Annotated in this window: 27 protein-coding genes and 2 pseudogenes; 13 read left to right on the plus strand and 16 right to left on the minus strand. The window is 47.6% G+C overall.

The window, feature by feature from the left end; all coding sequences use genetic code 11:
* Positions 1–121: 121 nt before the first annotated feature.
* Positions 122–523, minus strand: a pseudogene (locus IE064_RS04955) (ISAs1 family transposase); the annotation flags it as partial.
* A 222-nt stretch (positions 524–745) separates the two neighbouring features.
* Here IE064_RS04955 and IE064_RS04960 point away from each other — a divergent pair.
* From IE064_RS04960 to IE064_RS04975, 4 genes and pseudogenes are all read left to right on the plus strand, one after another.
* Positions 746–1,755 (plus strand): annotated as a pseudogene (locus tag IE064_RS04960) (IS630 family transposase).
* Between the two features lie 236 nt (positions 1,756–1,991).
* The gene (locus tag IE064_RS04965; protein ID WP_189616903.1) at positions 1,992–2,414 is read left to right on the plus strand and encodes a MarR family winged helix-turn-helix transcriptional regulator; all 423 of its coding nucleotides are present in this window, start codon (positions 1,992–1,994) and stop codon (positions 2,412–2,414) included.
* 13 nt (positions 2,415–2,427) lie between these two features.
* Positions 2,428–3,492 (plus strand): HlyD family secretion protein, encoded by a 1,065-nt coding sequence (locus IE064_RS04970; protein ID WP_189616904.1) that lies wholly within the window; start codon positions 2,428–2,430, stop codon positions 3,490–3,492.
* A 14-nt stretch (positions 3,493–3,506) separates the two neighbouring features.
* A complete protein-coding gene (locus IE064_RS04975) occupies positions 3,507–5,036 on the plus strand; it encodes a DHA2 family efflux MFS transporter permease subunit (protein ID WP_268244734.1) in 1,530 nt (509 codons plus the stop codon).
* Between the two features lie 22 nt (positions 5,037–5,058).
* Here IE064_RS04975 and IE064_RS04980 read toward each other — a convergent pair whose 3' ends face one another.
* Positions 5,059–7,113 (minus strand): extracellular solute-binding protein, encoded by a 2,055-nt coding sequence (locus IE064_RS04980; protein ID WP_189616905.1) that lies wholly within the window; start codon positions 7,111–7,113, stop codon positions 5,059–5,061.
* Positions 7,114–7,266: 153 nt separating this feature from the next.
* Between IE064_RS04980 and mnmC2 the strand changes: the two genes are divergently transcribed.
* Positions 7,267–7,968, plus strand: a complete 702-nt coding sequence (mnmC2, locus tag IE064_RS04985) for a tRNA (5-methylaminomethyl-2-thiouridine)(34)-methyltransferase MnmC2 (protein WP_189616906.1) — start codon at positions 7,267–7,269, stop codon at positions 7,966–7,968.
* A gap of 575 nt (positions 7,969–8,543) precedes the next feature.
* On the opposite strand, the gene IE064_RS04990 is transcribed toward mnmC2, so the two are convergent.
* Positions 8,544–8,753 (minus strand): transposase, encoded by a 210-nt coding sequence (locus IE064_RS04990; RefSeq protein WP_189616907.1) that lies wholly within the window; start codon positions 8,751–8,753, stop codon positions 8,544–8,546.
* A 458-nt stretch (positions 8,754–9,211) separates the two neighbouring features.
* Here IE064_RS04990 and IE064_RS04995 point away from each other — a divergent pair, with 458 nt between their 5' ends.
* Complete coding sequence (locus tag IE064_RS04995; RefSeq protein WP_133037338.1) at positions 9,212–9,880, plus strand: YiaD family glycine zipper/OmpA-like lipoprotein; 669 nt, start codon at positions 9,212–9,214, stop codon at positions 9,878–9,880.
* Between the two features lie 184 nt (positions 9,881–10,064).
* Here the strand turns inward: IE064_RS04995 and IE064_RS05000 are convergent, their stop codons facing one another.
* The 11 genes from IE064_RS05000 to IE064_RS05050 all read right to left on the minus strand — a co-directional run bounded on the left by IE064_RS05000 (position 10,065) and on the right by IE064_RS05050 (position 17,826).
* A complete protein-coding gene (locus IE064_RS05000; protein WP_133037337.1) occupies positions 10,065–10,340 on the minus strand; it encodes an HPr family phosphocarrier protein in 276 nt (91 codons plus the stop codon).
* Positions 10,327–11,181, minus strand: coding sequence for an RNase adapter RapZ (gene rapZ / locus IE064_RS05005; protein WP_189616908.1), 855 nt, complete (start codon positions 11,179–11,181; stop codon positions 10,327–10,329). Before rapZ ends, IE064_RS05000 begins: the two co-directional genes overlap by 14 nt.
* Positions 11,178–11,621, minus strand: coding sequence for a PTS IIA-like nitrogen regulatory protein PtsN (gene ptsN / locus IE064_RS05010; RefSeq protein WP_133037516.1), 444 nt, complete (start codon positions 11,619–11,621; stop codon positions 11,178–11,180). Before ptsN ends, rapZ begins: the two co-directional genes overlap by 4 nt.
* Positions 11,621–11,911, minus strand: a complete 291-nt coding sequence (gene hpf, locus IE064_RS05015) for a ribosome hibernation promoting factor (RefSeq protein WP_133037335.1) — start codon at positions 11,909–11,911, stop codon at positions 11,621–11,623. Before hpf ends, ptsN begins: the two co-directional genes overlap by 1 nt.
* A 30-nt stretch (positions 11,912–11,941) precedes the next feature.
* Positions 11,942–13,408, minus strand: a complete 1,467-nt coding sequence (locus IE064_RS05020) for an RNA polymerase factor sigma-54 (protein WP_189616909.1) — start codon at positions 13,406–13,408, stop codon at positions 11,942–11,944.
* A gap of 90 nt (positions 13,409–13,498) precedes the next feature.
* On the minus strand, positions 13,499–14,227 hold the full coding sequence (gene lptB, locus IE064_RS05025; protein WP_189616910.1) for an LPS export ABC transporter ATP-binding protein: 729 nt from the start codon (positions 14,225–14,227) through the stop codon (positions 13,499–13,501).
* Positions 14,224–14,757 carry a lipopolysaccharide transport periplasmic protein LptA gene (gene lptA / locus IE064_RS05030; RefSeq protein ID WP_189616911.1) on the minus strand — a complete coding sequence of 178 codons (534 nt, stop codon included), beginning with the start codon at positions 14,755–14,757 and terminating at the stop codon, positions 14,224–14,226. The genes lptB and lptA overlap by 4 nt, the downstream gene beginning before the upstream one ends.
* Positions 14,744–15,304, minus strand: coding sequence for an LPS export ABC transporter periplasmic protein LptC (gene lptC / locus IE064_RS05035; RefSeq protein ID WP_189616912.1), 561 nt, complete (start codon positions 15,302–15,304; stop codon positions 14,744–14,746). The genes lptA and lptC overlap by 14 nt, the downstream gene beginning before the upstream one ends.
* Positions 15,301–15,852, minus strand: coding sequence for a 3-deoxy-manno-octulosonate-8-phosphatase KdsC (kdsC, locus tag IE064_RS05040; RefSeq protein ID WP_189616913.1), 552 nt, complete (start codon positions 15,850–15,852; stop codon positions 15,301–15,303). The genes lptC and kdsC overlap by 4 nt, the downstream gene beginning before the upstream one ends.
* On the minus strand, positions 15,852–16,829 hold the full coding sequence (locus tag IE064_RS05045; RefSeq protein ID WP_189616914.1) for a KpsF/GutQ family sugar-phosphate isomerase: 978 nt from the start codon (positions 16,827–16,829) through the stop codon (positions 15,852–15,854). The genes kdsC and IE064_RS05045 overlap by 1 nt, the downstream gene beginning before the upstream one ends.
* A 28-nt stretch (positions 16,830–16,857) precedes the next feature.
* A complete protein-coding gene (locus IE064_RS05050) occupies positions 16,858–17,826 on the minus strand; it encodes a calcium/sodium antiporter (RefSeq protein ID WP_189616915.1) in 969 nt (322 codons plus the stop codon).
* Between the two features lie 349 nt (positions 17,827–18,175).
* On the opposite strand from IE064_RS05050, the gene mlaF reads away from it, so the two are divergent.
* From mlaF to murA, 7 genes are read left to right on the plus strand one after another with little or no spacing between them, the layout of a single operon-like run.
* Positions 18,176–18,988, plus strand: a complete 813-nt coding sequence (gene mlaF / locus IE064_RS05055) for a phospholipid ABC transporter ATP-binding protein MlaF (RefSeq protein ID WP_189616916.1) — start codon at positions 18,176–18,178, stop codon at positions 18,986–18,988.
* Positions 18,975–19,760: a lipid asymmetry maintenance ABC transporter permease subunit MlaE gene (gene mlaE / locus IE064_RS05060; RefSeq protein WP_189616917.1), complete on the plus strand. Its 786-nt coding sequence runs from the start codon at positions 18,975–18,977 to the stop codon at positions 19,758–19,760. Before mlaF ends, mlaE begins: the two co-directional genes overlap by 14 nt.
* Before the next feature lie 33 nt (positions 19,761–19,793).
* A complete protein-coding gene (mlaD, locus tag IE064_RS05065) occupies positions 19,794–20,270 on the plus strand; it encodes an outer membrane lipid asymmetry maintenance protein MlaD (RefSeq protein WP_189616918.1) in 477 nt (158 codons plus the stop codon).
* 10 nt (positions 20,271–20,280) lie between these two features.
* Positions 20,281–20,934, plus strand: coding sequence for an MlaC/ttg2D family ABC transporter substrate-binding protein (locus tag IE064_RS05070; protein ID WP_189616919.1), 654 nt, complete (start codon positions 20,281–20,283; stop codon positions 20,932–20,934).
* A complete protein-coding gene (locus IE064_RS05075) occupies positions 20,931–21,206 on the plus strand; it encodes an STAS domain-containing protein (RefSeq protein ID WP_189616920.1) in 276 nt (91 codons plus the stop codon). The genes IE064_RS05070 and IE064_RS05075 overlap by 4 nt, the downstream gene beginning before the upstream one ends.
* Before the next feature lie 27 nt (positions 21,207–21,233).
* Positions 21,234–21,491, plus strand: coding sequence for a BolA family protein (locus tag IE064_RS05080; RefSeq protein WP_133037322.1), 258 nt, complete (start codon positions 21,234–21,236; stop codon positions 21,489–21,491).
* 9 nt (positions 21,492–21,500) lie between these two features.
* A complete protein-coding gene (gene murA, locus IE064_RS05085; protein ID WP_189616921.1) occupies positions 21,501–22,760 on the plus strand; it encodes a UDP-N-acetylglucosamine 1-carboxyvinyltransferase in 1,260 nt (419 codons plus the stop codon).
* 41 nt (positions 22,761–22,801) lie between these two features.
* Here the strand turns inward: murA and IE064_RS05090 are convergent, their stop codons facing one another.
* Both IE064_RS05090 and IE064_RS05095 read right to left on the minus strand, forming a co-directional pair.
* Positions 22,802–23,758: a sensor domain-containing diguanylate cyclase gene (locus IE064_RS05090; RefSeq protein ID WP_189616922.1), complete on the minus strand. Its 957-nt coding sequence runs from the start codon at positions 23,756–23,758 to the stop codon at positions 22,802–22,804.
* A gap of 13 nt (positions 23,759–23,771) precedes the next feature.
* Positions 23,772–24,773, minus strand: a complete 1,002-nt coding sequence (locus tag IE064_RS05095; protein ID WP_189616923.1) for a response regulator — start codon at positions 24,771–24,773, stop codon at positions 23,772–23,774.
* Positions 24,774–24,849: the final 76 nt, after the last annotated feature.

The following is a 24,849-nucleotide window of genomic DNA, read 5'->3' on the forward strand; positions in this document are numbered from 1 at the left end:
TACTGCGGCAGTGTGATTGCGGCTCACCGAGCCAGCGGAACAAACTAAAACAAGCTAGCTGGAGCGATGACTACCGTGAAAAAGTGTTCTTTGGTTAGAAATTGCTCAAAGTGTGCTCCGACCCTAGCTCGGTATCAAATGCTGAGACGAGGTGTAACGCTTGTTCCGTACCGTTTCGATTAACTGCGCCACGAAGGGTTTTTCCGTCAATGGCGATTAACGGTTTACCGGCAGAGGCTCTCAAACTATTGGTCCAGCGAAACAATGCCAGTACCATCATCTCAACATCGATTGCTTTAATGATCCGCGCAATAGAGTGCCGAGTGGGTATTCCTTTTGCGAAAGGCCGATGTTTCTGGAGCCATGACAAGTGCTCATGACCAAACTCCTCAATCTCAAGCCATCCGTGACAACCGGAAGCGGTTGCGGCTAAAACGAGGAAAATGATATCAACCAAATTATGTTCCAAGTTGATATATGAACGTGGGTCTTCAATGAGTTTCAAATGGTCAAACAAGGACATGGATTAGGCTGAGTAGAATAACATGCCTGATCAGATCATGCTGATACTGATAAGTTCCATGCTGTTAACAAAGTATGATCCCACCCTGCTTATTTTAGTGATACTAAATAACTGTTCTGAAGTGTAGATCACCCGAAAAGGAAACTCAGTGTGAAATGAGCGATCAGATCAGTCGCCGAACGGCCACTAATACACATCCACACTGAGTATGAACAGAATAACATTGATCGTGCCGAGCGACGCCGATTAGAGAAAATCGTCCAGCGAAGCAAAGATAAACGTTTCAGCCGTCGAGCAAATGCTACGTTACTTGTACATTAAGGACTATCCCGACAGAAAGTCGCGAGCTTGCTTAGCGCTGCTCGTTCTTCCGTAAATCGCTGGTGTCGCAAGTATAACGAACAGGGGATAAACGGATTGAAAGATGCCGAGCTTGGTAAACCTCCATACTTACCCGGCGATGCCATAGTGAAGATGCTGCATTTTTTAATCCCTTGCTCACTACAAGATTTAGGCTATCAGCGTAGTCGTTGGAGTACCGAATTGCTCGCCAAAGTATTACAAAAACATGCAGGAATTCATATTCATAGTTCGACGTTACATCGATGGATGCCCGAACTCGGGATAGTATGTCGTCGGGCAGCTCCGATACTCGGAATTTGTGACCCACATAAGGGCGAAAAGTTAGCGGCGATTAAAGCCGCGTTGGATAACTGTAATGCCGATAATCCCGTCTTCTATGAAGACGGTGGATATCCATTTAAATCCGAAGATAGGTGCAGACTGGGGCTTTCGAGGGAAACAACGGTTAGTGGCAACTCCTGAGTGTAACGGAACATATTATCTTGTGGGCGCCTTACATACCAGCACTGGCACAGTGAAATATGTCGGCAGTGACTCAAAATCTTCGGCGTTGTTTATCAAGCTGATGGAATTGCTTCGGCAGCGCTATCGCAAAGCGAAAACCATCACGTTAATCGTGGATAATTACATCATTCACAAGAGTAAAAAAGTGCAGGCTTGGCTAAGTAAAAATCGCAAGTTCACGCTATTGTTTCAGCCTGTTTATAGTCCTTGGGTGAATAAGATTGAGAAGCTGGGCATGCACTTCATGAAACGGTGACACGTAATCATAAATGTTCGCAGATGTGGCAGTTACTACAAAGGGTGAAGCGATTTATGGAAACCGCTTCACCCTATCCCGGGAACAACATGGACTGGCAGAGCTGTAGCAGAATTAGGGTCAGTTATTTAGCTGTGCTGAAATTTTATGAATACTTACTCTAAGCAGGGCTCCCCGAATCTACTAAATTCGCAACTGTTTACATGACAGTGATGAACACAGATTGTCACTGATAGAGTAGGCGATTGTTGCAGTCATTATATTAGTTAGCTTGACAGATAATAAGTATTGCTTATTATTCACGCCTTTCTTCTCTTCGTTGTGATAATCGTCGGAGTCACATCTATGCCTCAACAAAGTATTGGCTATCTGATGGCCGATGTTATGCGTCTGCTTCGCAGAACGTTTCAAAAACGTTCAGAACTAAGTGGCCTTACGCTGGCGCAAACTCGAGCGTTGAAGTGTGTCTCCGTAAATGAAGGAATTCGTCAGGTTGAATTGGCTGAGCGCTTGGAAATCAAGCCGATGACGCTGGTTAGAGTCATTGATCAATTAGTGGCAGCAGGCTTTTTGGTTAGAAAACGGGATCCCATTGATCGCAGGGCTCACTTAATTCATACCACGGCTAATGCCAAACCGATACAGGATAAGGTTCTGCAAGCGTCCCAGGAGGTCTGGGGGCATGCTCTTGCCGGTTTATCTGAAGAGCAGATAGATAATTTCATGCTGGTTTTGCAATCCATCCACAATAACTTATCAAAAGAATAATCAGGGTATATTTATGTCTGCGGCAGACACTCATCTCCAGGAAAATTCTCATGTTCACCGTGCTGGTCGTCAGCGCAAACGCATCGTAATGCTGTTTGTGATGCCAGTATTGTTGGTCGGTGCCGCATTGGCTATGTATCTCCATGGCGGACGTTATGTCGAAACTGATAACGCCTATGTGAAAGCTGATAAGACACTGATCAGCAGCGAAATTTCTGGCAAAGTTATTAACGTTCTAGTGAGAGATAACCAACAGGTGAAAACCGGTCAGTTGCTATTTCAGCTTGATCCAAAGCCTTATCAGATAGCGCTGGCGGAAGCGGAAGCGAATCTTAGCGACACTGTTAACTTGCTAAAGGTGCTGAAGGCCAATGTGCAAACCAAGTTGGCAAGTATTGCCGCCGCTAAGAATCAATATCAGTACCTGTTGCGGGAACAACAGCGCAAACAGAATTTGCTGAAGCAGCACTATATCTCCGACTCTGATTACGATGCGGCCAGGCAAGATACTGAACAGCAACAGTTGCAGATTGAATCTTTGTATACCGAACTGAAACTGGCGGCCGAAGGGCTGGGAGGCGATGTCAACGCTCCGATAGCGCAGAATGCTAAGTATAAAAAAGCACAAGCGTCTTTAGAAAAAGCGCGTAATGATCTTCAACATGTTGATATCTATGCGCCATCGAGTGGCATTGTGACGAACGTGCTGGAAAAGGGGGAGTATGTGAACCCCGGCAGCAGCGCGATGATGCTAGTTGCTGACGATAATTTGTGGGTGGAAGCTAACTACACTGAAAAGGATCTCACCTATGTTCGCGTCGGCCAGAATGTTGCAATCAATGTGGATTATCAACCAGATTACACTTGGCATGGCACCGTAAGCAGCCTTAGTCCTGCCACTGGCTCGGAGTTTTCGGTCATCCCCGCCCAAAATGCCACCGGCAACTGGGTGAAAATCAGTCAGCGACTACCCATCCGTATCCATATTGACCCTTTGCCCGGAGCCCCTAAATTACGCGCAGGCCTCAGCGCCGTTGTTACCATAGATACTCACCACCAGCGCCACTTGGCATTCTGACTTGAGGATTGCGTGTGACTCAGAGAGAAAACCAAGGGGTAAGCCGTGGCTTGGTGACCTTATCGGTGATGCTGGCCACTATCATGCAGGCCCTTGATACCACAATCGCGAATGTGGCATTGCCCCATATGCAGGGAGCAATGGGCGCGACTCAGGATCAAGTTTCTTGGGTGCTGACTTCCTATATCGTGGCGGCTGCAATCGCTATGCCTATGACCGGTTTTATTTCCGCTCGTATTGGACGAAAACAGCTGTTTTTGTGGTCAGTGGTTGGCTTTACCATCACATCCGCGTTATGTGGTGCGGCGCAAACACTGGATCAGATAGTGATCTTTCGCCTGCTACAAGGTATTTTCGGTGCCAGCCTAGTACCGTTGTCACAATCGGTTCTACTGGATACCTATCCTACGGAGCAGCATGGTTCAGCCATGGCAATGTGGGGGGTAGGAGTAATGGTCGGGCCGATTCTTGGACCGTCCTTAGGTGGCTGGCTAACGGAGTACTATAACTGGCGTTGGGTGTTTTATATTAATATTCCGTTTGGGGTGCTGGCTTGGTTGGGCATCGCTACTTTTGTTAAGGAAACACCATTAGATCCCAAGCGTAAGTTTGACCTGTTTGGCTTTATGTTGTTGGCAATCGCTATTGGTAGCCTGCAACTGTTTTTGGACCGTGGCGAGTCACAAAACTGGTTTGCTAGCATGGAGATTATGGTGGAAGCCATTTTGGCTGCGCTGACCATGTATATGTTCATCGTGCACATGTTTACCGCTAATCAACCGTTTCTTGAGCCGCAGATGTTCCGCGATCGCAACTTTGTTATCGGGTTACTCTTTATATTTATTATCGGAATTGTGTTGCTAGCGACGATGGCGCTGCTACCTCCTTATCTGCAAAACCTGATGGGGTACCCGGTGATTGATGTGGGATTGCTGTTGACGCCGCGCGGTTTTGGCACCATGGCTGGAATGATGCTGGTGGGCAAGCTGGCAAATAAAGTGGATTTACGTTATCTGATAGTCATCGGGTTGCTGTTGATGATCCTATCGTTGTGGCAAATGACGGGCTTCTCAATTGATGTCAGTCGTTGGGAGGTTATATACACCGGCGTTATCCAAGGTCTGGGGATGGGACTGGTATTTGTTCCGTTATCAACCATCAGCTTTTCAACGCTGGCACCGCAGTTCCGTAATGAGGGAACGGCGCTTTATAGCCTGATACGAAATATTGGCAGTAGCATCGGCATTTCCGCCGTCACGACTTATCTGTCTCAGCGGGTCCAGATTAATCATGCCGCGTTTGCTGATTACATTACTCCTTTTAATAAGGCGCTCCAGGCTGCTGCGCATGTGGGTGCAGCAGATCTCTCTACGACCATAGGTTTGGTCAAACTCAACAATGAAGTGACGTATCAGGCATCGCTACTGGGATACCTGCAGGACTTTCGAATAATGATGTTCCTATGTGTACTGATGTTACTCATGATGGTATTGCTGAGAAAGCCTCAGAAGCGGGCACCTACGGTGATTAAGCGTAAGCCATGAACGTGGACGGGAGGTGATTGGGTTATGGTTGCTTGTTATTATCTTCCTGATGTATGTTGATATAGCCAGATTGTTGCATCTGTTTTAGCACTATTGCCTGTGACTGCTGTAACGCTGCATCAACACTCAGTTTCCCGTCAATGATTTCGGCCACTCGATTGGCAACGCTGGTGCCAAAAGCCGCATACTCGGGGATCCCAACAAAAATGGTGCCAGCGTATGGCACTGGTTGCAGGGTTCTTTTTTCTTCTCCATTCTGTTGTAACGCTTGCAGTACCGTTAAGGCAAAAGGCGCTTGTTGTTGATATTCGGTATGTTGGTAGGTTGAGAGGCGGGTCCCGGGTGGTACTGCGACCCAACCTTCATGGTCCGCAACCAACTTCACATAAGATTTGGAGGTCGCCCATTCGATAAAACGTTGTGCAGCTTGTTGCTGTTTTGAGGAGTTAGGTATTGCCAACGCCCAGATCCAAAGCCATTGTGAGGGTAATTCCCCTTGCGGCTGAGAAGCAAATCCGGTTGTTTCTGCTACGTTAGAAACCTGCTTATCAAATAGATAACCTGCGGCAACGGTTGCGTCCACCCAGATAGCGCAATGCCCTTCGGCAAACAGTTGTAGTGTTTCGATGAAACCACTTTGGGTCGCATGAGGTTGACCATATTGTCTTAGTAAGCGCTGATAGAGTTCCAATGTCTGCTGCCATGGACGAGATAACAACTGTGGCTGCCATTGCTCGTCAAACCAGCGTCCACCCATAGCATGTACCCATGAGGTGATCAGTCCCATATTCCCACCCCAACCGGGTTCACCACGTAAACAGATGCCGTATAGTTGGTTGGTCGGGTCATGAAGTTTTGCCGCTAAGGTCTCGATGTCGGCGAATGTAGGCTGTGTCGGCATCGTTAGCCCAGCTTTGGCAAACAGGTCTTTGCGATAAAAGGTCATGGCACTTTCTGCGTAAAACGGTAGGGCAAATAGCTGTCCCTGAAACGAGAGTGCTGCTCTGTTCATCGGTAAAATATCATTCAGATCATAGCTATGTGGCAGTTGCTTTAACGGTTTCAGCCAATGGCGACGAGCCCAGATTGGCGTCTCAAAGTTACCAATGGTCATCACATCAAACACGCCATCCGCAATTGCTAGGTCGCCAAGTAAACGTCGTCTGAGGATACTCTCTTCCAGAAATACCCAATTGAGCTCAATATCTGGGTGCTGTTGCTCAAATACGGTACCTAGACGCTGCATGATGCGCATATCCGGGTTATCCACTGAGCCTATTGTCAACCTCACCTTGTGAGTTTGAGCGTCTGAACTCAGCAGTAATCCATGCTTCGCTCTTAACGCAAAAAGGGTACCGTCTTTGCGCATCTGTTGCAGCCCAAGATTAAAAGCTTTGAGCAGTTTTACGCTACGAGCTGACTGTAATGGGAAGGCAACGTGAAAACTCTTTTCCACTAGAGCCGGTTGCACAAACTCCAACTCACCGATGTACTGAGGTCGATGGCCAACCATCAGATCTACTGCCGTATATTTATCAATGAGAATATATGGCACTCGTCCGTGATAAAGTTTATCCAGATTTTGCAGGTCTGATGTAGCAAACTCCGTCGCAACCAACTGATTGAAATGGGGGATCGTCAGTCCCCCTCTGACTACTCCCACCACGCTGTGAGCCAACGGTGACAAAGCTTTTTCTAGCTGGTCGGTCGGTGAAGTGGGATAACGGAAAGGGTCATCACGATGCTTCAGTAATCCTAACGCATCGCCAGGAAACGCATTTGAAAACAATAGGGTACCGGGTTCAGTATCTTGGTATACCGGCACTATGCCATCTACTCGTCCTTGTGTGGCGAGTGCGAGTGCTCTTGCCCAGGGGTAAAAGGTAATTTCTACCTGATATCCAGAAAGGGCAAATGCTTGGGTGACTACTTCACTGACATACCCCTGATTCTGCAATCGTTGACCAATATACGGTTCTCTCTCTCCGGCGACTAACTGGATAGTGGTGCCAGCAGTTATACTCTGAGATAGGAGACAGCAGCACACTATCAACATCGATTGCCATAGACATTTCATATGTAAATACAGTGCATTGGTTAACTTTGATTAAAGTGTAGTCAAAAGTGGCTTGTTCGATATGTGATTCTTGATTATCTAAGACAATTCTTGCAGCACAGTGCTACCCAGCCGGATAATCTGAGCTATTAAAACGAAAACATTCTGGTAGTTATGGAAAGGGTATCCTTGCAGGTGACCGATGACGGGTCCCATACATTATTTAATGCCGAGTTGAATGAGACTTACCACTCACACAAAGGTGCTATTGCCGAGTCTCGCTATGTTTATATAGCAGCAGGGTTTGATGCTGTCATTGAGACATTTACCGAATTGTCTATTTTTGAAGTGGGCTTTGGCACCGGGTTAAACGCATTGTTGACGTTGGGACATTTTCAAGAAATTAATCAACAGCGTCAGTCTGATAATAAACCGCCATTAACTGTGCGTTATGTCAGTATTGAACCCTATCCGTTGGCGCCGGACTTGATTCATCGCCTCAACTATCAGCAATTGCTTGCGCCATCTTACGCACCGTTGTTTGACATGCTGCATTCCACGCCTTGGGAACAAGCCTGTGAGTTGTTGCCCGGGTTCTGGTTGACAAAATGTCACATGCGGTTGGAGCATGTCGTGTTATCTCCGCAACAATTCAATCTGATCTACTTTGATGCCTTTGCACCGAATAAACAGCCCGATGTTTGGTGTCAGGACAATCTGGCCAAATGCTATCAGCTGTTACAAGCTCAAGGAATGCTGGTGTCATATTGTGCCAGTGGTCAGTTTAAGCGTGACCTAAAAGCGGTTGGGTTTACGGTAAAAGCATATCCTGGCGCTTTGGGCAAACGCGAGATGACCCGGGCATGGCGTGAGTAACTTTGATGAGGCGACAGGAGCGAACCTTCAGAATGTGGTTGCATATTTTATTGTTTTTGGTGCGGTATATACGGATAAACTTCCGATCCGCTCCTGTCATGTTGGTTACCACAATCTCGTCGTAGAGTTGGGTTGAATAAAAACGGCAGAGATAATAGGTAAAATCTATAATTTTATTTTTATTAATGAGTTAGTTATCGTTGGGGGCGATATTTTCACTCTCACCTATTAACTCTGCCCAAACTTTCTTATCGCGGCTAAAACTAGCCCAGATAAGCTACACAGGTTGAGCCTGCGTGAATAAAAACGACGTGAGTGAACCTAGAATTCGCGCGTTATTTTTATTATTTGCACATTTCTATCGTTGGGGGCGATAACAAATATTTTTGTTCAGCCCACTCAGGTCGAAACCTTGGCAGACCGCTTCCTTGCGTTGCCACCAGTTAGCTCCTGCAACTGGTATCGAATAAAAATGACAAGAATGAACCTAGAAAAGCGCAAAATTTGGGGAGCACACTTTTTCTATCGTTGGGGGCGATAACTGTTATTAGTTCAGTTCAAACTTGTCGAAACCGTTAGTTAAAATACCTAGCTTTCAGCTGTGACATCACATTGGATACATAGAGCCATGGCGTTGATGTATCGGTTGCTTGCTGACTCTGACGTACCCACATATATAAAGTTTTGGTCGGGAGTCCATATTGACGGGCCACATCAAACAGCAACCGCCCATTATGGGTGACTTCGATGACTGCCTGATGCCGAAGGGTATCTGTCATTTCCATCTTCACCTCCTGAATTACCTCGTTATACTGCTGAATTTGTTACTCAATATCCCACTGGCTAATGCCAAGGTGTTTATAGCTTTGCCAGTGTTGCCGCCAGCTGTGGAAAAACTGATAAATGATTTTCATCCTTACCTCCTGCTGTGTCGGAATACTACTTTCTATGTATGTAAGAACTGTGCCAATTTTTTTAAATATTTTTTATTATTTAAAATCATATAGATACTGATTTTCTGCGAAAATGCGAAAATTTGAGGTCGTACCATGAATGTGCGTGATGCACCTATTTGGTGCGTAACCTTTGCCAAAAAGGCAGAAATATAGGTTATGAGGAACTGAATCGAGCCTGAATAAGCTGCAAATTATACAGATCAGCATTCGCTACGCCGTTGTTTTGCCGGTGGATGGTTATATACTGATGCCATAATTATTCACGGCGAGACTAAGGAGAACCCACCATGAACAAGGTTATGATGCCGTTGACTTCTGCTGCATTGATAATGTTTTTCGCCGCCGGTTGTACAACCGTTAACCCTTATACCAATGAACAACAGACCTCTAAAGCAACGAGTGGGGCACTGATTGGTGCTGCTGCTGGTGCCCTTGTTGGTGTTGCGACTTCCAGTAAACATGATCGAGGTAAAGGTGCATTGATTGGCGCTGCTTCTGGAGCCGCAGTCGGTGGCGGCGTTGGTTACTATATGGATGTGCAGGAAGCTAAGCTGCGTCAGCAGTTATCCGCCTCAGGTGTTAGTGTAACCCGCTCCGGTGATAACATTATTTTGAATATGCCAAATGAGATTACCTTCCAAGTGGACAAAACAGATCTGAGCGGCGGAGCCATGCAGGTGCTGGACAGTGTAGCGTTGGTGGCTAAAGAATACCCCAAAACTCAACTGAATATTATTGGTTATACCGATAGCACGGGTTCTGAATCTTATAATTTGCGCCTGTCGCAGGTGCGCGCTTCTTCTGTAGGTAACTATCTAATCCAGAAAGGCGTTGCAGGTCAGCGTGTGGTGACGCGGGGGGCAGGAGAAAGCAATCCGATTGCCAGTAACAGCAATGCTGCTGGCAGAGCCCAGAATCGTCGAGTGGAAATTGTGTTAAGTCCACTAGCACAGTAATATCGATATCCTGCCAAGGCCGCATTATGCGGCCTTTTTTCCAATATCACAGTGCCGTTTGCTAGTTAGATTTGCTCGATACTCAGGTCATCACTATGGCTGAGTGTCATGCACCTTCTTAGCCTTTGTTGAATGATGGAATCACGTTTATTTTGACGTAGAGATTTGGCGGGGCGAAAAACGGTTAACTGGCTTCATCGAAGCGGGCATTGATCAGATTGCAGATGGCTTCCATTGCTGGTTCTGCATCAGGACCATCCGCAATTAGTCGGATTTTTTTACCCATGCCGGTTTCCAGCATCAGTAACCCGAGCACGCTTGCTGCAGAAGCTTTTTTTTCACCTTGGATCAGAAAGATATTAGCGTCAAACTCATTGGCGAGTATGGCCAGTTTTGTCGCCGCTCTGGCATGTAATCCCAGCTTATTGAGAATGGTGATTTCTCGCTCAATTCTTGCCATGTTCGAGTTCCCGGTGGCGTGCCTGAACTTTATGCTTACTGTTGCTGAAACGCTTTGCAAGTTGCTCTGCTACATAAACGGAGCGGTGTTGTCCGCCGGTGCAACCAATGGCTACGGTAAGGTAACTGCGGTTATTGCGTTCCAGATGGGGTAACCATGTATCGAGCAAGTTTTCTATTTGCCAGATAAACTTATTTACTAGCGGTTGGCGGTTGAGAAACTCACGTACCGGTTCATCCAACCCAGTCAGTGGTCTGAGCTGAGGCTCCCAGTGGGGATTAGGTAAAAAACGTGCATCAAATACGAAATCGGCTTCTGCGGGCAACCCATGCTTAAATCCAAAGGATTCGAAGTTGATCACCAGTTCTTTGGTGGCACTTCCCAGTAAAATCTCCCGCACTGTGTCACTTAGTTCATAGATATTCAGCGTGGAGGTATCTATGTAATGATCCATCAGTTGTGACAGCGGGGCGAGTAGTTTACCTTCCTGCTCGATAGCATCTTTTAGCGAAATTTTACTTTTAGATAATGGATGCAGGCGCCGGGTTTCGCTATAGCGTTTTAACAGCACTTTATCAGATGCATTCAGGAAAAAGCTGATGACCTCAGTGCCTTGGGGCAGTTTTCCTAGCTGGCCCTCGAGCACTTTATCCTGGTTAGGCATATTCCGCACATCGACACTAATAGCCACCAACTCATTACTGCCACGAAGATTATCCAGCAAACTGCCAATCATGGGTAAAGGCAAATTGTCGACGCAGTAGTAGCCCATGTCTTCCAGTACTCGCAATGCTACAGATTTTCCTGAGCCGGAGCGGCCGGAGACGATGGCCAGTTTCATCCGGTGATCACCTGATACAATTCTTCTTTGGTGGTCGCCTTGCGCAACTGCTTAAGTATCTGCTTGTCACTGAGTTTTTCAGCCATTGCCGATAAGGTGCTCAGGTGCTGCTGGCATTGATCTGCGGGCACCACTAGGGCAAACAGGATATCGACCGGTTGGTTATCAATGGCATCGAAAGCAATCGGCTCGTTACATTTCACCAGCACTGCAATCGGAGTTGTTATGTCCGGCATACGACCATGAGGAATGGCTATGCCATTGCCTATGCCCGTGCTTCCCATTTTTTCTCTGGCCAACAGGCTTTCAAAAATGGCTTGGGACGACAGATTGGGATACTGGGCTGCGGCGAGTTCGCTGATGAGCTCCAATACCTTTTTCTTGCTGCCGGGTGTGGCGCAGGTGGTACACTCCGGCCGCAGGACGGTACTAAGTTCCATCATGAGTATTTTGTCAGCTTTTCTTTGTATTTAATGATCTGACGATCCAATTTATCAATCAGAGCGTCAATGGCTGCGTACATGTCGGTGTGCTCTGCGGTGCCGTGCACTTCGCCACCGTTCAGATGTAGCTTGGCTTCGACTCTTTGTATAGCTTTTTCTACATTGAGTACGACATGCACATTATTGATCTGTTCGAAATGACGTTCAAGTTTTGCAAATTTACTCTCCACGTAGCTACGCAACGAATCGGTGATCTCAATATGATGGCCTGCCAGGTTGATTTGCATAGGGGTGTCCTCCATAGGGGTACTGTGGAATTACAAACTCTTACGCTGATTTGAGGGCGGGATCAGCATGGCTTCACGATACTTTGCAATGGTCCGTCTTGCCACGTTAATTCCCTGTTCCGCCAGCAACTGTGCCATTTTGCTGTCACTGAGCGGCTTTTTCTGATTCTCTGCTGCGACCAGTTTCTTGATAAAGGCTCGTATGGCGGTTGACGAACACTCGCCGCCATCATCGGTGCCAACATGGCTGGAAAAGAAATATTTCAGTTCAAAAATACCGCGAGGAGTATGCATGTATTTTTGCGTCGTCACTCGTGAAATCGTCGATTCATGCATATCGACCGCTTCGGCGATATCGTTGAGTACCATTGGTTTCATGGCTTCTTCACCATATTCAAAGAAGCCTTGTTGAAACTGGACGATACAATTAGCAACTTTCAGCAAGGTTTCATTGCGGCTTTCCAAACTCTTGATAAACCATTTGGCTTCCTGCAAATGTCCGCGGATAAACTGGCTGTCTGACTGGCTGCGAACACTGCGCGCCATGGCGGCATATTGCTGATTAATACTCAGTTTGGGCATACAATCTGGGTTGAGTTCGACAATCCAGCGGCCATTCTTTTTCCAGACGCTGACATCCGGGATCACATATTCCTCGTCCTGTGGCTGTACCAACAGGCCGGGCCGAGGGTTGAGTGTCTGGATCAACACGATGGCATCTCGTAGATCTTCTTCTCTGAGGCGTGTTTTACGCATCAAGGTGCGATAATCTTTCGCGGCGATCAGATCGAGGTGTTGCTCCAGCAACATGATGGCATTTTCTAAATGCGGTGTGTCTTCACTGAACTGTGACAGCTGGATCAGCAAACATTCCCGTAAATCTCGAGCAGCAACCCCCACAGGGTCAAAGTGCTGAATGCGTTTCAGTACGGCTTCTACTTCGTCCAATTCAATCTCAGGATTGCCCATGGCTTCCAGAATTTCTTCTGTGCTTTGAGTCAGATAACCCTGATCATCAATGGCCTCAATAATGGCGGTGGCAATGGCTGAGTCGGTTTCGGAAAACGGTGTCAGGTTTTTCTGCCATTCCAAATGTTCACGTAATCCTTCGGAGGTTTCTCCCTGAAATGGCGTGTCATCATCACGGATAGGACCCGCAGGGGCAGCAGGTGCTGCGGTAAAGACTTCATCCCAAGTGGTGTCCATTGGCAGTTCTTCTGGCAGGGATTGGCTGGTTAACGCATCGGAAGTCTCAATAGTTGAACTGTCTTCCGTTTGAACGTCGATGGTTGGCGTGTCGAGATCATTATCCACATCATTGTCGTCATCGGCTAATTGACTATCTTCATTGACTTCCAATAGTGGATTGGCTTCCAGCGCCTGCTGAATTTCCTGTTGTAACTCCAGCGACGACAACTGCAGCAAACGGATTGCCTGCTGCAGTTGTGGTGTCATAGTCAGCTGTTGACCCAGCTTTAACTGGAGTGACGTTTTCATGTTACCGCTTACTCCTACATCCTATCGTGTAATAAAAAATCCAGTAATTACAGTCTTTAACAATTAGAATTGCCTACCCAAAGGTGGTTACTATAGCTTGAATTGCTCTCCTAAGTACACTGCACGTACTTGTTGATTATCGAGGATTTCAGCAGGGGAGCCTTCTGCGATCAACTGACCGTGACTAACGATGTAGGCGCGCTCACACACATCAAGTGTTTCACGCACATTATGGTCGGTAATCAGCACTCCCAGTCCGCGGGAACGCAGCTGTTCAATAATTTTTTTGATATCGATGACCGATATGGGATCCACGCCCGCAAAGGGTTCGTCCAGCAAAATAAATTTTGGATCCGCCGCTAGGGCTCTGGCTATTTCAACCCGGCGTCTTTCACCGCCGGATAGTGACATCCCAAAACTGTCGCGAATATGAGTGATATGGAACTCTTCGAGCAACTGTTCCAACTGCTCTTCACGGCCATCACGATCCAGACCCTTGCGGATCTGTAGTACTGCCATGATGTTATCTCGCACCGTGAGTTTACGGAAAATACTGGCTTCTTGCGGCAAATAACCGATGCCTTTGCGGGCACGCAGATGCATGGGATCCATGGTCAGCTCATCATCGTCGATGAAGATCCGCCCTTTATCGCTCTGAATGAGTCCTACGACCATATAGAACGTAGTGGTCTTGCCTGCGCCGTTGGGGCCGAGTAATCCGACAATCTGCCCAGTTTTCACCGACAGACTGACGTCCTTCACGACCATTCTTTTTTTATAGCTTTTTGCGAGATTCTGGGCGGTCAGGGTAGTGCTCATTGCTGCTCCTGCTTGGGTTCCTTTTTGATATCTTGCTGGTAATTTTCCGGCTGAATTACCGTGGTAACCCGATCTTCACCTTGACCACTACTGGTAGCTTGCAGTTGCTGGTTTTCTAGGTCATAAACGATTTTTTCTGCAGTAGACAGACTGCCGTCCTGTTCCACCCTCGCTTTTCCAATGAGTGTCAGAATACGTTTGTTGATGTTGTAGTGGATCTCGTTGGCGCTGGCGTTCGCAATGCGGCCATCTTCCAGTTTCTGGCGAAAAGTCGCTGGAGATCCTTTGGCAACCAACACCCGCTCGCCGTCTTTATCGGTACTGGATGCGTTAAGTTCCTGGGCGGTAAGCTTCATCGAACCCTGCGTGACGATCACATGTCCGCTATAAACGACCTGCTTGTTTTTGATGTCGGCATCCTGCGAATCTGCAGAAATCTTCACCTGCTGCAACAGATCTTTATCTACGGCGGATGCTGCCAGACTGGTGAGGCACAGGAGTGCACCGAAAAAAAGCTTATTTGGTTTCATAGGTTCCTTTTACTTGACTAAGCAGTTTCACTTGCTGAGCGTTGAGGTCGGCGTACAGCCCCTGACCTGTAATATCAAAATCCTGTCCCTTGACCAGTATATTTTTATCTGAGGTCATAATCATATTACTAAGATTTAATTCCAGATAACTGGTGCTGATAGACTGTATGGGCTCTGTGGGACTAATGGCATCAATAATAACATTATTTTCCAGAACCACTTTGTTGCTGCGTTTGTCCAGTAGTCCCTGTTCTGCGGTCATGCGCCATTCAGCCTGACCTTTATCGGGAAAGATCCAGTACACTGGGCTGCTAAAAACGGTGCGATCGTCCTGTTCGTAGTGTTCCATGTGTTTGGCTGACACCCGACTAGAGATCATGCCGTTTTCATCATAACTGACACTGTGTAAATCATCGGCAACGTAATCAGGACGTACCACATCAGAGTTCTGCAGACCCGCGTCGGTATTACGCTTATTCTGAACTTGCCAGTACAAGATCAGGGCAGCGGTAAAAAAAGCAATAATTGCCAATGTGACTCTGTTCATATACTCATGCCGTGTGCCGAATCAATTTTATCTTGGCTCAATAGTAGTAAATCAGCTAGTTCCCGCAGAGCACCATGACCACCATTAAGAGACGTTACTAGATGTGCCAGTTGTCTGACTCTGGGGTGACCATCCGCGACGCAGACACTGAGTCCTACCCGCTGCATCACGGGTAAGTCAACCATATCATCTCCAATGTAGGCCACCTGCTGTGGTTGCAGTTGATAGTGTTGTAATAACCACTCAAAAGGTGCCAGCTTATTATCAATACCCTGAAATATATGAGGTATTCCCAAAGCCATCATACGCGTTTCTACAATCTGTGATTGGCGCCCGGTAATCACGGCAACCTGGATGTCAGCATTTAATAAGGCTTTCACACCATAACCATCTCGGGTGTGAAAAGCTTTGAGTTCTTCACCATGATTTCCCAAATAGATGCGTCCGTCAGAGAATACGCCGTCGACATCGCAGATCAGTAACCGGATCTGGCGGGCCGCTTGCCATACCGTCTCAGAGACTGGTCCATAGAAACTGTCACGACTCATTACATAACTCCCGCGTTCACCATATCCAACATGTTGAGTGCGCCTACTGGGCGGTTATCGGCATCAACAACAATCAGCCCATTGATGCTGCGATCGTCCATGACTTTTAACGCCTCTGCGGCAAGAATATTGGCTTTGACAGTGATGCAGTTGCGAGTCATCACATCAGCAATGCGGGTTGTACGCAGATTGACATCTGCATCGATAACCCGTCGTAAGTCGCCATCGGTAAAAATTCCCACCAGTTTATTATCGGCATCCACCACAGCGGTCATGCCAAGCCCTTTTTTAGAGATTTCGTACAAGGCATCGGTAATGCAAATATCATGATGAACTAGCGGAATATCCTGATCTTTGTGCATCACATTCTCGACTTTCAGCAGCAGTTTGCGGCCAAGTGCGCCTCCTGGATGCGACAAGGCAAAATCATCTTTGGTAAAACCTTTGGCTTGTAACAGCGCTATCGCGATGGCATCGCCCATCACCAGCGTTGCGGTAGTGCTGGATGTCGGTGCCAGTCCAAGTGGACAGGCCTCTTCTGGCACTTTGATACACAAATGCAGTTGTGCGAGTTTTGCCATCGTGGATTCAGGATTGCCGGTCATGCTGATCACAGGGATCCCCTGACGTTTAATGACAGGCATCAGTGTCAGGATCTCGTGGGATTCCCCAGAATTGGATATTGCTAGCACAATGTCATTATGGCTGATTACTCCAAGATCACCGTGACTGGCTTCGCCTGGATGCACAAAAAAGGCGGGTGTCCCCGTGCTGGCTAGTGTGGCTGAGATCTTATTGCCAATATGGCCTGACTTGCCCATACCCATGACGATGATCTTGCCGCTACAGCGATAAATCATTTCGCAAGCTTCGGCAAATTCAGGCGAATCTACATATTGGTACAAGTTGTCCAACGCTTGCATTTCGATATCAATGACTTTGCGTCCCCACGTACGCATCTGATTTGCATCTGTCATATCTTTCTCTCTTCCATCTGTTTGGCGCTTATTGATGATGCTCAAACAGGCTAATCTGATAGCACACAAAAGTGATCAATAACACTACGCCATGCCACCGTCTAAGTGAGCGGTGTTTTCTGCCGCTCAGCAGAATGAACAATGCCAAGGCGGTACTGGTTGCTAAGACCATGTAAAAATCTCGGCTGGCAGCGGCCGCGTCTACTGTTCCAGGTGCAATCAATCCAGGAATTGCCAATACGGCGAGTATATTGAACAGGTTGGAGCCAACAATATTGCCTATTGCCAAGTCCTCTTCTCGCCGCAGCACCCCCATGATACAGGCTGCTAATTCAGGCAGGCTGGTACCAACGGCAATAATTGTCAGGCCAATCACCAGATCTGACAGCCCGAAGTACTGCGCAATACCCGCGGCGCCGTCTACCATCCAGTTGGCTGATATGGGCAATAAGATTATGCCTACGGCAATCCAGAACAACGCTTTCCAAGTGGCAACATCTCGCGGAATATCTTGTTCGGCTTCATCCGCCAGACGATCTTTGGCTCGGTTAGCGATGGCATGCCAGATGAGGTACCCCATCAAGCCAATAAACAGCAGTAGCAGCAACAAGGCCTCTGCGCGACTGAACTGCTGATCATGTAGGCAGTAGCCTGCCACTAGTGTGGCAATTAGCATCAGCGGAATTTCCCGGAACAGGGTTTGGGAACTGACACGAATTGCGCCGAATAATGCAGTAATGCCGAGAATTAGCGCAATATTTGCAACATTGGAGCCCAATACATTACCTATCGCCGTGTCTGGACGACCTGACAAGGATGCCGTTACCGCCACAAACATTTCAGGCGCGGAACTCCCCATTGCCACAATCGTCAAACCAATCAACAATGGTGGGAGTCCCAGATTTCTAGCTAAAGCGCTTGATCCGTATACAAATTTGTCTGCGCTCCAAACCAGAAATAGCAAACCGGCCAAAAGCAAAAATATATTAAATAGCATTGCACAATCGGTTTTCCCCGGATTCTGCCGTGCATTGTCGCTGTATTTGCTGCAAATTGAAAGGGTACAACGCCCAACCTGGTAAGCCTGTTGTGTCGAGTAACCCGATTGCGTACAATTTATCGCTTATTGTTCACGGCTTGCTGTTCACCGGCAGCTGTTCAGTAACGGTTCAGATTGGCGTAACTAACATGATGAATAGTTATGATGTTTCAGGACGAAATGGATCGCCAAAGTTTAGTTCTCGGCAATCTAGAATCTCTCTCCGTTAGTTTGGGGTTGCGCTAGCAATGGGAGCGGCGATAAATCCCATTTATCTTTAACAGGAATATTAGAACTGGAATCAAACATGAGCCAAACCCAGACCGCATTGGTCGAAGTGAAGAATCTCAGTTTCAGTAGGGGCTCTCGGGTGCTCTACGACAAGATCAGTCTGAGCATCCCCAAAGGCAAAGTCACCGCCATTATGGGGCCTAGTGGTATTGGTAAAACGACCCTGCTGAAATTAATTGGTGGTCAGCTAACGCCAGATAGTGGTGAGGTGCTGTTTGAGGGCAAAAATATTCATCAGCTCAAACGTAGTGAACTGTTTGAAGTGCGCAAACGGATGAGCATGCTGTTCCAAAGCGGTGCGCTGTTTACTGATATGAATGTGTTTGATAATACCGCATTTGCTTTACGTGAACATTCCGGTTTGCCTGAAGCCATTATTCGTCGGATTGTGCTGATGAAACTAGAGGCTGTAGGGTTACGTGGCGCGGCTTCGCTGATGCCGAGTGAACTGTCTGGCGGTATGCAGCGGCGAGCGGCACTGGCCCGTGCTATAGCACTTGAGCCAGAAATGGTGATGTATGATGAGCCTTTTACTGGTCAGGATCCCATTTCCATGGGGGTGCTAGTGAAGTTGATCCGGGAATTGTCCGATGCATTGTCACTCACCTCCATTGTGGTTTCGCACGATGTCAGCGAAGTGTTAAGCATTGCTGATTACGTCTATATCATTGCCGATAAACGCATTATTGCGGAGGGAACCCCTGAACAGCTGCGACATGCTAATAATCCGCAACTGCGACAGTTCCTTGATGGCGCACCGGATGGTCCGGTTCCATTTCACTATCCGGCTATGGATTATCAGAAGGAGTTATTGGGTGCGTCTGACTGATTCTATTGCTGATCTCGGGCGCGATGCGCTGGGGTTGGTTGCCGGTTTGGGAAAAGCCGGGCTGTTGTTATGGGGAGCCTTGGTGCAAATACCAAGACCCCGAAAAGGTACGCCGCTGCTGGTCAAACAGATCTATGTGGTAGGCGTGCAGTCAATGGTGATCATTCTGGTTTCCGGCCTGTTCATTGGAATGGTGTTGGCGTTGCAGGGATACACCATTTTGGTTGATTTTGGCACGGAACAGAGTCTCGGTCCTTTGGTGGCACTAAGTTTGTTGCGAGAACTAGGGCCAGTCGTGACGGCACTATTATTTGCGGGTCGAGCCGGTTCGGCGCTTACCGCAGAACTAGGGCTGATGAAGAGCACTGAACAGCTGTCGAGCCTAGAGATGATGGCAATAGATCCGTTGCGACAGGTTATTGCGCCGCGCTTCTGGGCTGGTTTTTTCAGTATGCCATTGTTAGCCCTGATGTTTACCGCTGTCGGTATTTATGGCGGTTATTTGGTAGGTGTTGAGTGGAAGGGCATTGATGACGGTGCGTTCTGGTCAATTCTGCAGGCTGCCGTAGAGTGGCGGCAGGATATTGTGAACTGTCTGATCAAAAGCTTTGTATTTTCTTGGGTGGTGACCTGGATAGCATTGTATCGGGGCTACCAGTTGGTACCTAATCCGGAAGGTATTAGCCGGGCAACAACTCAGACCGTAGTGCAATCAAGCCTGGCGGTTCTGGCACTGGACTTTTTGCTGACAGCATTGATGTTTGGCAAGTAATGGATAATGACTGTTTAACTTTGGTAACTGATTATGTTGACAAGAAAAATTGAATTCTTGGTAGGTGTGTTTCTGCTGGCAGGGTTGGCTGCGTTTCTGGTGTTGGTCTACAAAGTTGCCAATGTTGAGGTACAAACTTCCAGTGATACCTACACGCTGACAGCTGAATTTAGCAATGTGGGTGGGCTTAAAGTGCGTTCTCCAGTGAAAGTTGGGGGCGTGGTTGTTGGCCGCGTAAGTGGTATTGCATTGGATCCGAAAAAAATGGAACCTGTGGTCACCCTGACCATGGATAAGCGCTACAACAAGTTTCCGGAAACCAGCAGTCTGTCGGTATTAACCTCAGGTCTGCTAGGCGAGCAGTTTCTGGGATTGACCCCTGGGTTTGTCGATGACGATGTTGCCACCTTAAAAGATGGTGACCGCATTTACGATACTCATTCTGCACTGGTGCTGGAAGATCTTATCGGTCAGTTCTTATACAGCGCCGGTTCAAAAGATAAAAAATAAGGAGTCCCTTATGTTTAAAAAATTAATCGGTGTGGTTGCGACAGTTTTTCTGATATTACCAATGGCGTCGCAGGCAGCCACCAAAGAGTACAAAGATCCTTATGCCATGATTAAGGAAGTGGCTGACCAGACTTTTGCCCGTTTTCAGCAGGATCAGGATAAAATCAAGGCACAACCTGACTATCTGAAAACTGTCGTGTCTGAAGAGTTGATGCCCTATGTAGATACACGTTATGCGGCTTATAAGGTCCTCGGTCCTTATTTGCAGGAAACCACCAAAGAGCAGCGTGATGACTTTGTCAGCGCATTTGAAGGGTATCTGGTTGCAACTTATGCCCAAGCTTTTACCGCTTACACTGATCAGAAACTGAAGTTTGATCCAGAAAGTGATTATTCCGGCGAACGCATGGTGGATGTCGGTGTACAGATCGTGGACAATGACCGTCCGCCAATCAAACTGGATTTCCGGGCTCGCCGTCTAAAAGATGACACTTGGAAAGTGTTTGATATGGTGGCAGAAGGCGTAAGTCTGCTGAACTCTAAGCAGTCTGAAGTCACCGCTATGGTGCGCGAGAAAGGCATTGATCAAGTGATTGCTATGCTAAAAGACAAAGGCAATATCCATATCGATTTCAATGCCCCTAAAGGTAAGGATGCGCTGTGATAGAGTTCAAGCAACTGGGTGACAGCTGCCAGATCGTTGGGCGGCTGAGTCAGGATGATGTCAAACAGTTATGGGCGCAACGCACTCAACTGCTAGCGGCGGACACCCAGAACCTAGATTTGCGCGGACTGGATTACAGCGACAGTGCTGGTATAGCGTTTCTGCTGGAACTGCTGAGTCAGCATCCATCGCAATTGCGCCTGAGTGCACCATCACCCCAAGTTAAACGTTTGATAGATCTTTATGATCTGCAAGAATTTTTCACTGAGTAAGCAACGCCTGACAAGGTATATTCGCTGATGGATACACAAGAGATCGAAACTGTTTTACGCAACGCACTGGCTCTTTCCGAAGTCTATGTGACGGTGGAAGGGACTCATTTCAAGATTGTTGCTGTTGGTGATTGCTTTGAAGGTATGAGCAAAATTAAGCAACAACAGACAATTTATGCACCATTGATGGACCGTATTACCAGCGGTGAGATGCATGCCCTCAGTATCAAGACTTTTACTCCTGCGCAGTGGCAGCGTGAAAAGATCTTCAATATGCCAGTGTAGAGAGTTGATGTGGATAAATTAACCATTCAGGCAAGTGGTCCACTTGCCGGTAACGTCGTGATTTCCGGTTCCAAAAATGCTGCTTTGCCTATCTTGATGGCGGGGGTGCTTACTGACGAGCCGGTCATTCTTTCCAATGTTCCCAATCTCCGGGATGTCACTACCAGTTGTAAGTTGCTGCGTTGTCTTGGCGCCGAGGTGTTAGAACAAGCAAATGGCGTTGTGCATATTAATGCCAAAAATATCAATGAGTTTTGTGCGCCCTATGATCTGGTAAAAACCATGCGCGCCTCTATATTGGTGCTTGGCCCTTTGCTAGCCCGTTATGGTACTGCCGATGTGTCGCTGCCAGGGGGGTGTGCCATCGGTGCTAGACCGGTGAATTTGCATCTGCACGGATTAGAGCTGATGGGAGCTCACATTGAGGTGAAAGAGGGCTATGTTAAAGCTCGCATTGATGGCCGTCTCAAAGGCGCTCATATCTTTATGGATATGGTCAGTGTCGGGGCGACGGAAAACCTGCTGATGGCTGCTGCGCTGGCAGATGGTGAAACTATCATTGAAAACGCTGCGAGAGAGCCTGAAGTTGTGGATTTGGCGAAGTGCCTTATTGCTATGGGTGCTCGTATTGAAGGTGCAGGCACGGCCACTATCCGTATTCAAGGCGTGGAAAAACTGCATGGTTGTCACTATCGGGTGATGCCTGATCGGATTGAGACCGGGTCATTCCTTGTCGCCGCTGCCGTTACCCGTGGTCGCATTCGCTGTCTGGATGCGGATCCGGCCTCTTTGGACGCGGTGTTGGTGAAGCTTCAAGAAGCCGGAGCCGAGATTACCGTTGGTAGTGACTGGATTGAACTGAATATGAAAGGCCAGCGTCCACGAGCGGTAAGCTTGAAAACGATGCCATATCCTGGGTTTCCCACCGATATGCAGGCGCAGTTTTGTGTGCTCAATGCCTTAGCGCAAGGCACTAGCACCATCACTGAAACTATCTTTGAAAACCGCTTTATGCATGTTCCCGAATTAAATCGAATGGGGGCCAGTATGGAGTTGGAAGGTAATACCTGCATCATTCATGGACGTGAATCGCTTAACGGTGCGCAGGTCATGGCCACCGACCTGCGAGCCTCTGCTAGTTTGGTGATTGCAGGCTTAGTTGCAGAAGGAACCACAGTGGTGGATCGCATTTATCACTTGGATCGTGGTTACGAGCATATTGAAGATAAGTTCAGCGGCCTTGGTGGCAAGGTGCAACGTATCTCTTGAATATGATAAAAAACACCGCCTAGTGCGGTGTTTTTTATCACTTAGCCGTTAGTGAGAATCGTCTGGTTTCTACCTGCCATCTTGGCTTTTGCCAGTGTTTCATCGGCTTTATCCAACCACAGGTCATAACTGTTACATTCCTCATCCAGTGGGCAAACACCTGCACTGAACGTAAATGTCAGTTGTTCACCATTAAACTGCAACGGTGTCTGCGCCAGACTGGATTGCAGTCTGGCCGCAAGCTGTAGCGTTTGCTCAGCATTACTGTGATGTAGTAGCAGTGCGAATGCGTTGGCGCCATAACGGCAAGCCATATCTGTGCTGCGCAAGTTGCGGCTGATGAGGTGGGCCATATGTTGGATAGCTCTGTCTCCAGCAACATGACCATATTGATCATTAATGGTTTTCAGTCGATCAATGTCTACTAACAACAGTGATGTGGGTTCCTGGTAACGGCTGAAACGAGCAAATTCCTGTTGCACCAATTCCTGCCAATGGCGACGATTAAACAGTTGTGTCAGCTCATCCCGCTGGTTCAGCTGCTGTAACTGCTCATTGGCGGCTGTCAGTTGCATTTTATTGATGGCGATATCGGTAACGTCGTAGATGATCATGCTGATGTGACTGGTGCCACTGAGTGAACTCAAAGGCAACAGCGTGATGTTCTGATACATGAATTCAGCACGGCCGGTAATGGGGCGATAGTTGTTGAATTTGAAGATATAAGGCCGTTGTTCCCAACTGATAAAGACATTGTTTTTTAGCAAAAAAACCTGTTCCATTTTCTGCCGTAACCAATCGGCAGGTAACTCTGGAAAGCGTTGGAACAGATTATCGCCCTTAAGCTCGTTGGGGGAAATACCGCTGTGGTTCTCCATGAAACCATTCCACAACTGAATATTGAAATTGCGGTCGAGCACCACTAGACCTACTTCTATGGTCTGTACCATATCAATCAACCAGTGCAGTTCGTTCATTGGGTCAGCATCGTGAGTCATCGCAGTATCCGTTTCAGTTCATCAGGTAGCCGAGTTTAAAATTCATTGTCGGCAGGGAGTCTTCAGTAAACAGCAACAATAGATCGCACTGTACATTGTGGCCTTCGATACGGTAGTTGATCTCCATTGCCAATGTCCGCTTCCATCGACTGGAATTATCGTGGACCAGATCATTTACCGTGCAGTGACGGCCAAGGACCACAGGATGAGATTGACTGAAGTTCATGTCCAACTGTTCTGATATGCCATTGAGAAAAGCTCCAATCAACACGTTACCAGTGTCAATCAATACTTCAATTTCGGTATTGGTATTGTCTGGGTTAGCCATGCCCATTAAGTGCGCCATATCGGCGAAACTGGAGTCATGGAAAATCAGTAATGCTTCACCGGCGATCCCGGCGCCAATGAATCCCTGACATAACGCCGAAACCTTTGTACTGCTTTCGGTGGCTTTTAATGCCATCGTCAGTTCACTAACCTCTAACACATTAACGTTGGGAATTGGTAGCAGCACAAACACGTCCAGCAGTTTGGCCAACAGATCCGCTGCCCGTCCCATGGCAACGTTGGCAACTTCCTGACAGGCATCGCGCAGATCCACTTCAAGCAGCGGAGCTTCTTCCGTCGCGGGGGCATTTGTTACCGCTAATGTCAGAATTCCGTACTCTTCCAGGATATTGGTAATGGCATCTGCACTGACGGGCTTTTGAATAAAATCCAGTGCCCCAAGGGCTTTCACTCGCTGATGCGCCTGCATTTGAATATCGCCCGACACTACGATGATCATCGCTGGCAAGTCTTGCTGCTGTACCGTACGTAGTACTTCGTAACCATCCATCACCGGCATGTTTAAGTCGAGAAAGACAACTTCGCCCTTGCCGGCTTTTATTGCTTCTAATCCTTCTGCACCATTGGTGGCATAAGTGATCTCAATATCCCACTCCTTGGGGAGCGTGCGTGCCATTTGTTTGCGTGCCAGCGCAGAGTCATCACATATCAGTACAGGAATGGTCATTCAGCGGCTCTCCGTGTTGAGTCCGGGAAAAACAGCGGCTTAATTATAGACGGCCACAGACATTTCAGCTGTCGCC

The sequence above is a fragment of the Shewanella fodinae genome (assembly GCF_014651955.1).
GTDB lineage: Bacteria > Pseudomonadota > Gammaproteobacteria > Enterobacterales > Shewanellaceae > Shewanella > Shewanella fodinae.

Coding starts and splice junctions, on each gene's coding strand:
- IE064_RS04965 (WP_189616903.1), top strand. CDS start 1,992: ATGCCTCAACAAAGTATTGGCTATCTGATGGCCGATGTTATGCGTCTG.
- IE064_RS04970 (WP_189616904.1), top strand. CDS start 2,428: ATGTCTGCGGCAGACACTCATCTCCAGGAAAATTCTCATGTTCACCGT.
- IE064_RS04980 (WP_189616905.1), bottom strand. CDS start 7,113: ATGAAATGTCTATGGCAATCGATGTTGATAGTGTGCTGCTGTCTCCTA.
- mnmC2 (WP_189616906.1), top strand. CDS start 7,267: ATGGAAAGGGTATCCTTGCAGGTGACCGATGACGGGTCCCATACATTA.
- IE064_RS04990 (WP_189616907.1), bottom strand. CDS start 8,753: ATGGAAATGACAGATACCCTTCGGCATCAGGCAGTCATCGAAGTCACC.
- IE064_RS04995 (WP_133037338.1), top strand. CDS start 9,212: ATGAACAAGGTTATGATGCCGTTGACTTCTGCTGCATTGATAATGTTT.
- IE064_RS05000 (WP_133037337.1), bottom strand. CDS start 10,340: ATGGCAAGAATTGAGCGAGAAATCACCATTCTCAATAAGCTGGGATTA.
- rapZ (WP_189616908.1), bottom strand. CDS start 11,181: ATGAAACTGGCCATCGTCTCCGGCCGCTCCGGCTCAGGAAAATCTGTA.
- ptsN (WP_133037516.1), bottom strand. CDS start 11,621: ATGGAACTTAGTACCGTCCTGCGGCCGGAGTGTACCACCTGCGCCACA.
- hpf (WP_133037335.1), bottom strand. CDS start 11,911: ATGCAAATCAACCTGGCAGGCCATCATATTGAGATCACCGATTCGTTG.
- IE064_RS05020 (WP_189616909.1), bottom strand. CDS start 13,408: ATGAAAACGTCACTCCAGTTAAAGCTGGGTCAACAGCTGACTATGACA.
- lptB (WP_189616910.1), bottom strand. CDS start 14,227: ATGAGCACTACCCTGACCGCCCAGAATCTCGCAAAAAGCTATAAAAAA.
- lptA (WP_189616911.1), bottom strand. CDS start 14,757: ATGAAACCAAATAAGCTTTTTTTCGGTGCACTCCTGTGCCTCACCAGT.
- lptC (WP_189616912.1), bottom strand. CDS start 15,304: ATGAACAGAGTCACATTGGCAATTATTGCTTTTTTTACCGCTGCCCTG.
- kdsC (WP_189616913.1), bottom strand. CDS start 15,852: ATGAGTCGTGACAGTTTCTATGGACCAGTCTCTGAGACGGTATGGCAA.
- IE064_RS05045 (WP_189616914.1), bottom strand. CDS start 16,829: ATGACAGATGCAAATCAGATGCGTACGTGGGGACGCAAAGTCATTGAT.
- IE064_RS05050 (WP_189616915.1), bottom strand. CDS start 17,826: ATGCTATTTAATATATTTTTGCTTTTGGCCGGTTTGCTATTTCTGGTT.
- mlaF (WP_189616916.1), top strand. CDS start 18,176: ATGAGCCAAACCCAGACCGCATTGGTCGAAGTGAAGAATCTCAGTTTC.
- mlaD (WP_189616918.1), top strand. CDS start 19,794: ATGTTGACAAGAAAAATTGAATTCTTGGTAGGTGTGTTTCTGCTGGCA.
- IE064_RS05070 (WP_189616919.1), top strand. CDS start 20,281: ATGTTTAAAAAATTAATCGGTGTGGTTGCGACAGTTTTTCTGATATTA.
- IE064_RS05080 (WP_133037322.1), top strand. CDS start 21,234: ATGGATACACAAGAGATCGAAACTGTTTTACGCAACGCACTGGCTCTT.
- IE064_RS05090 (WP_189616922.1), bottom strand. CDS start 23,758: ATGACTCACGATGCTGACCCAATGAACGAACTGCACTGGTTGATTGAT.
- IE064_RS05095 (WP_189616923.1), bottom strand. CDS start 24,773: ATGACCATTCCTGTACTGATATGTGATGACTCTGCGCTGGCACGCAAA.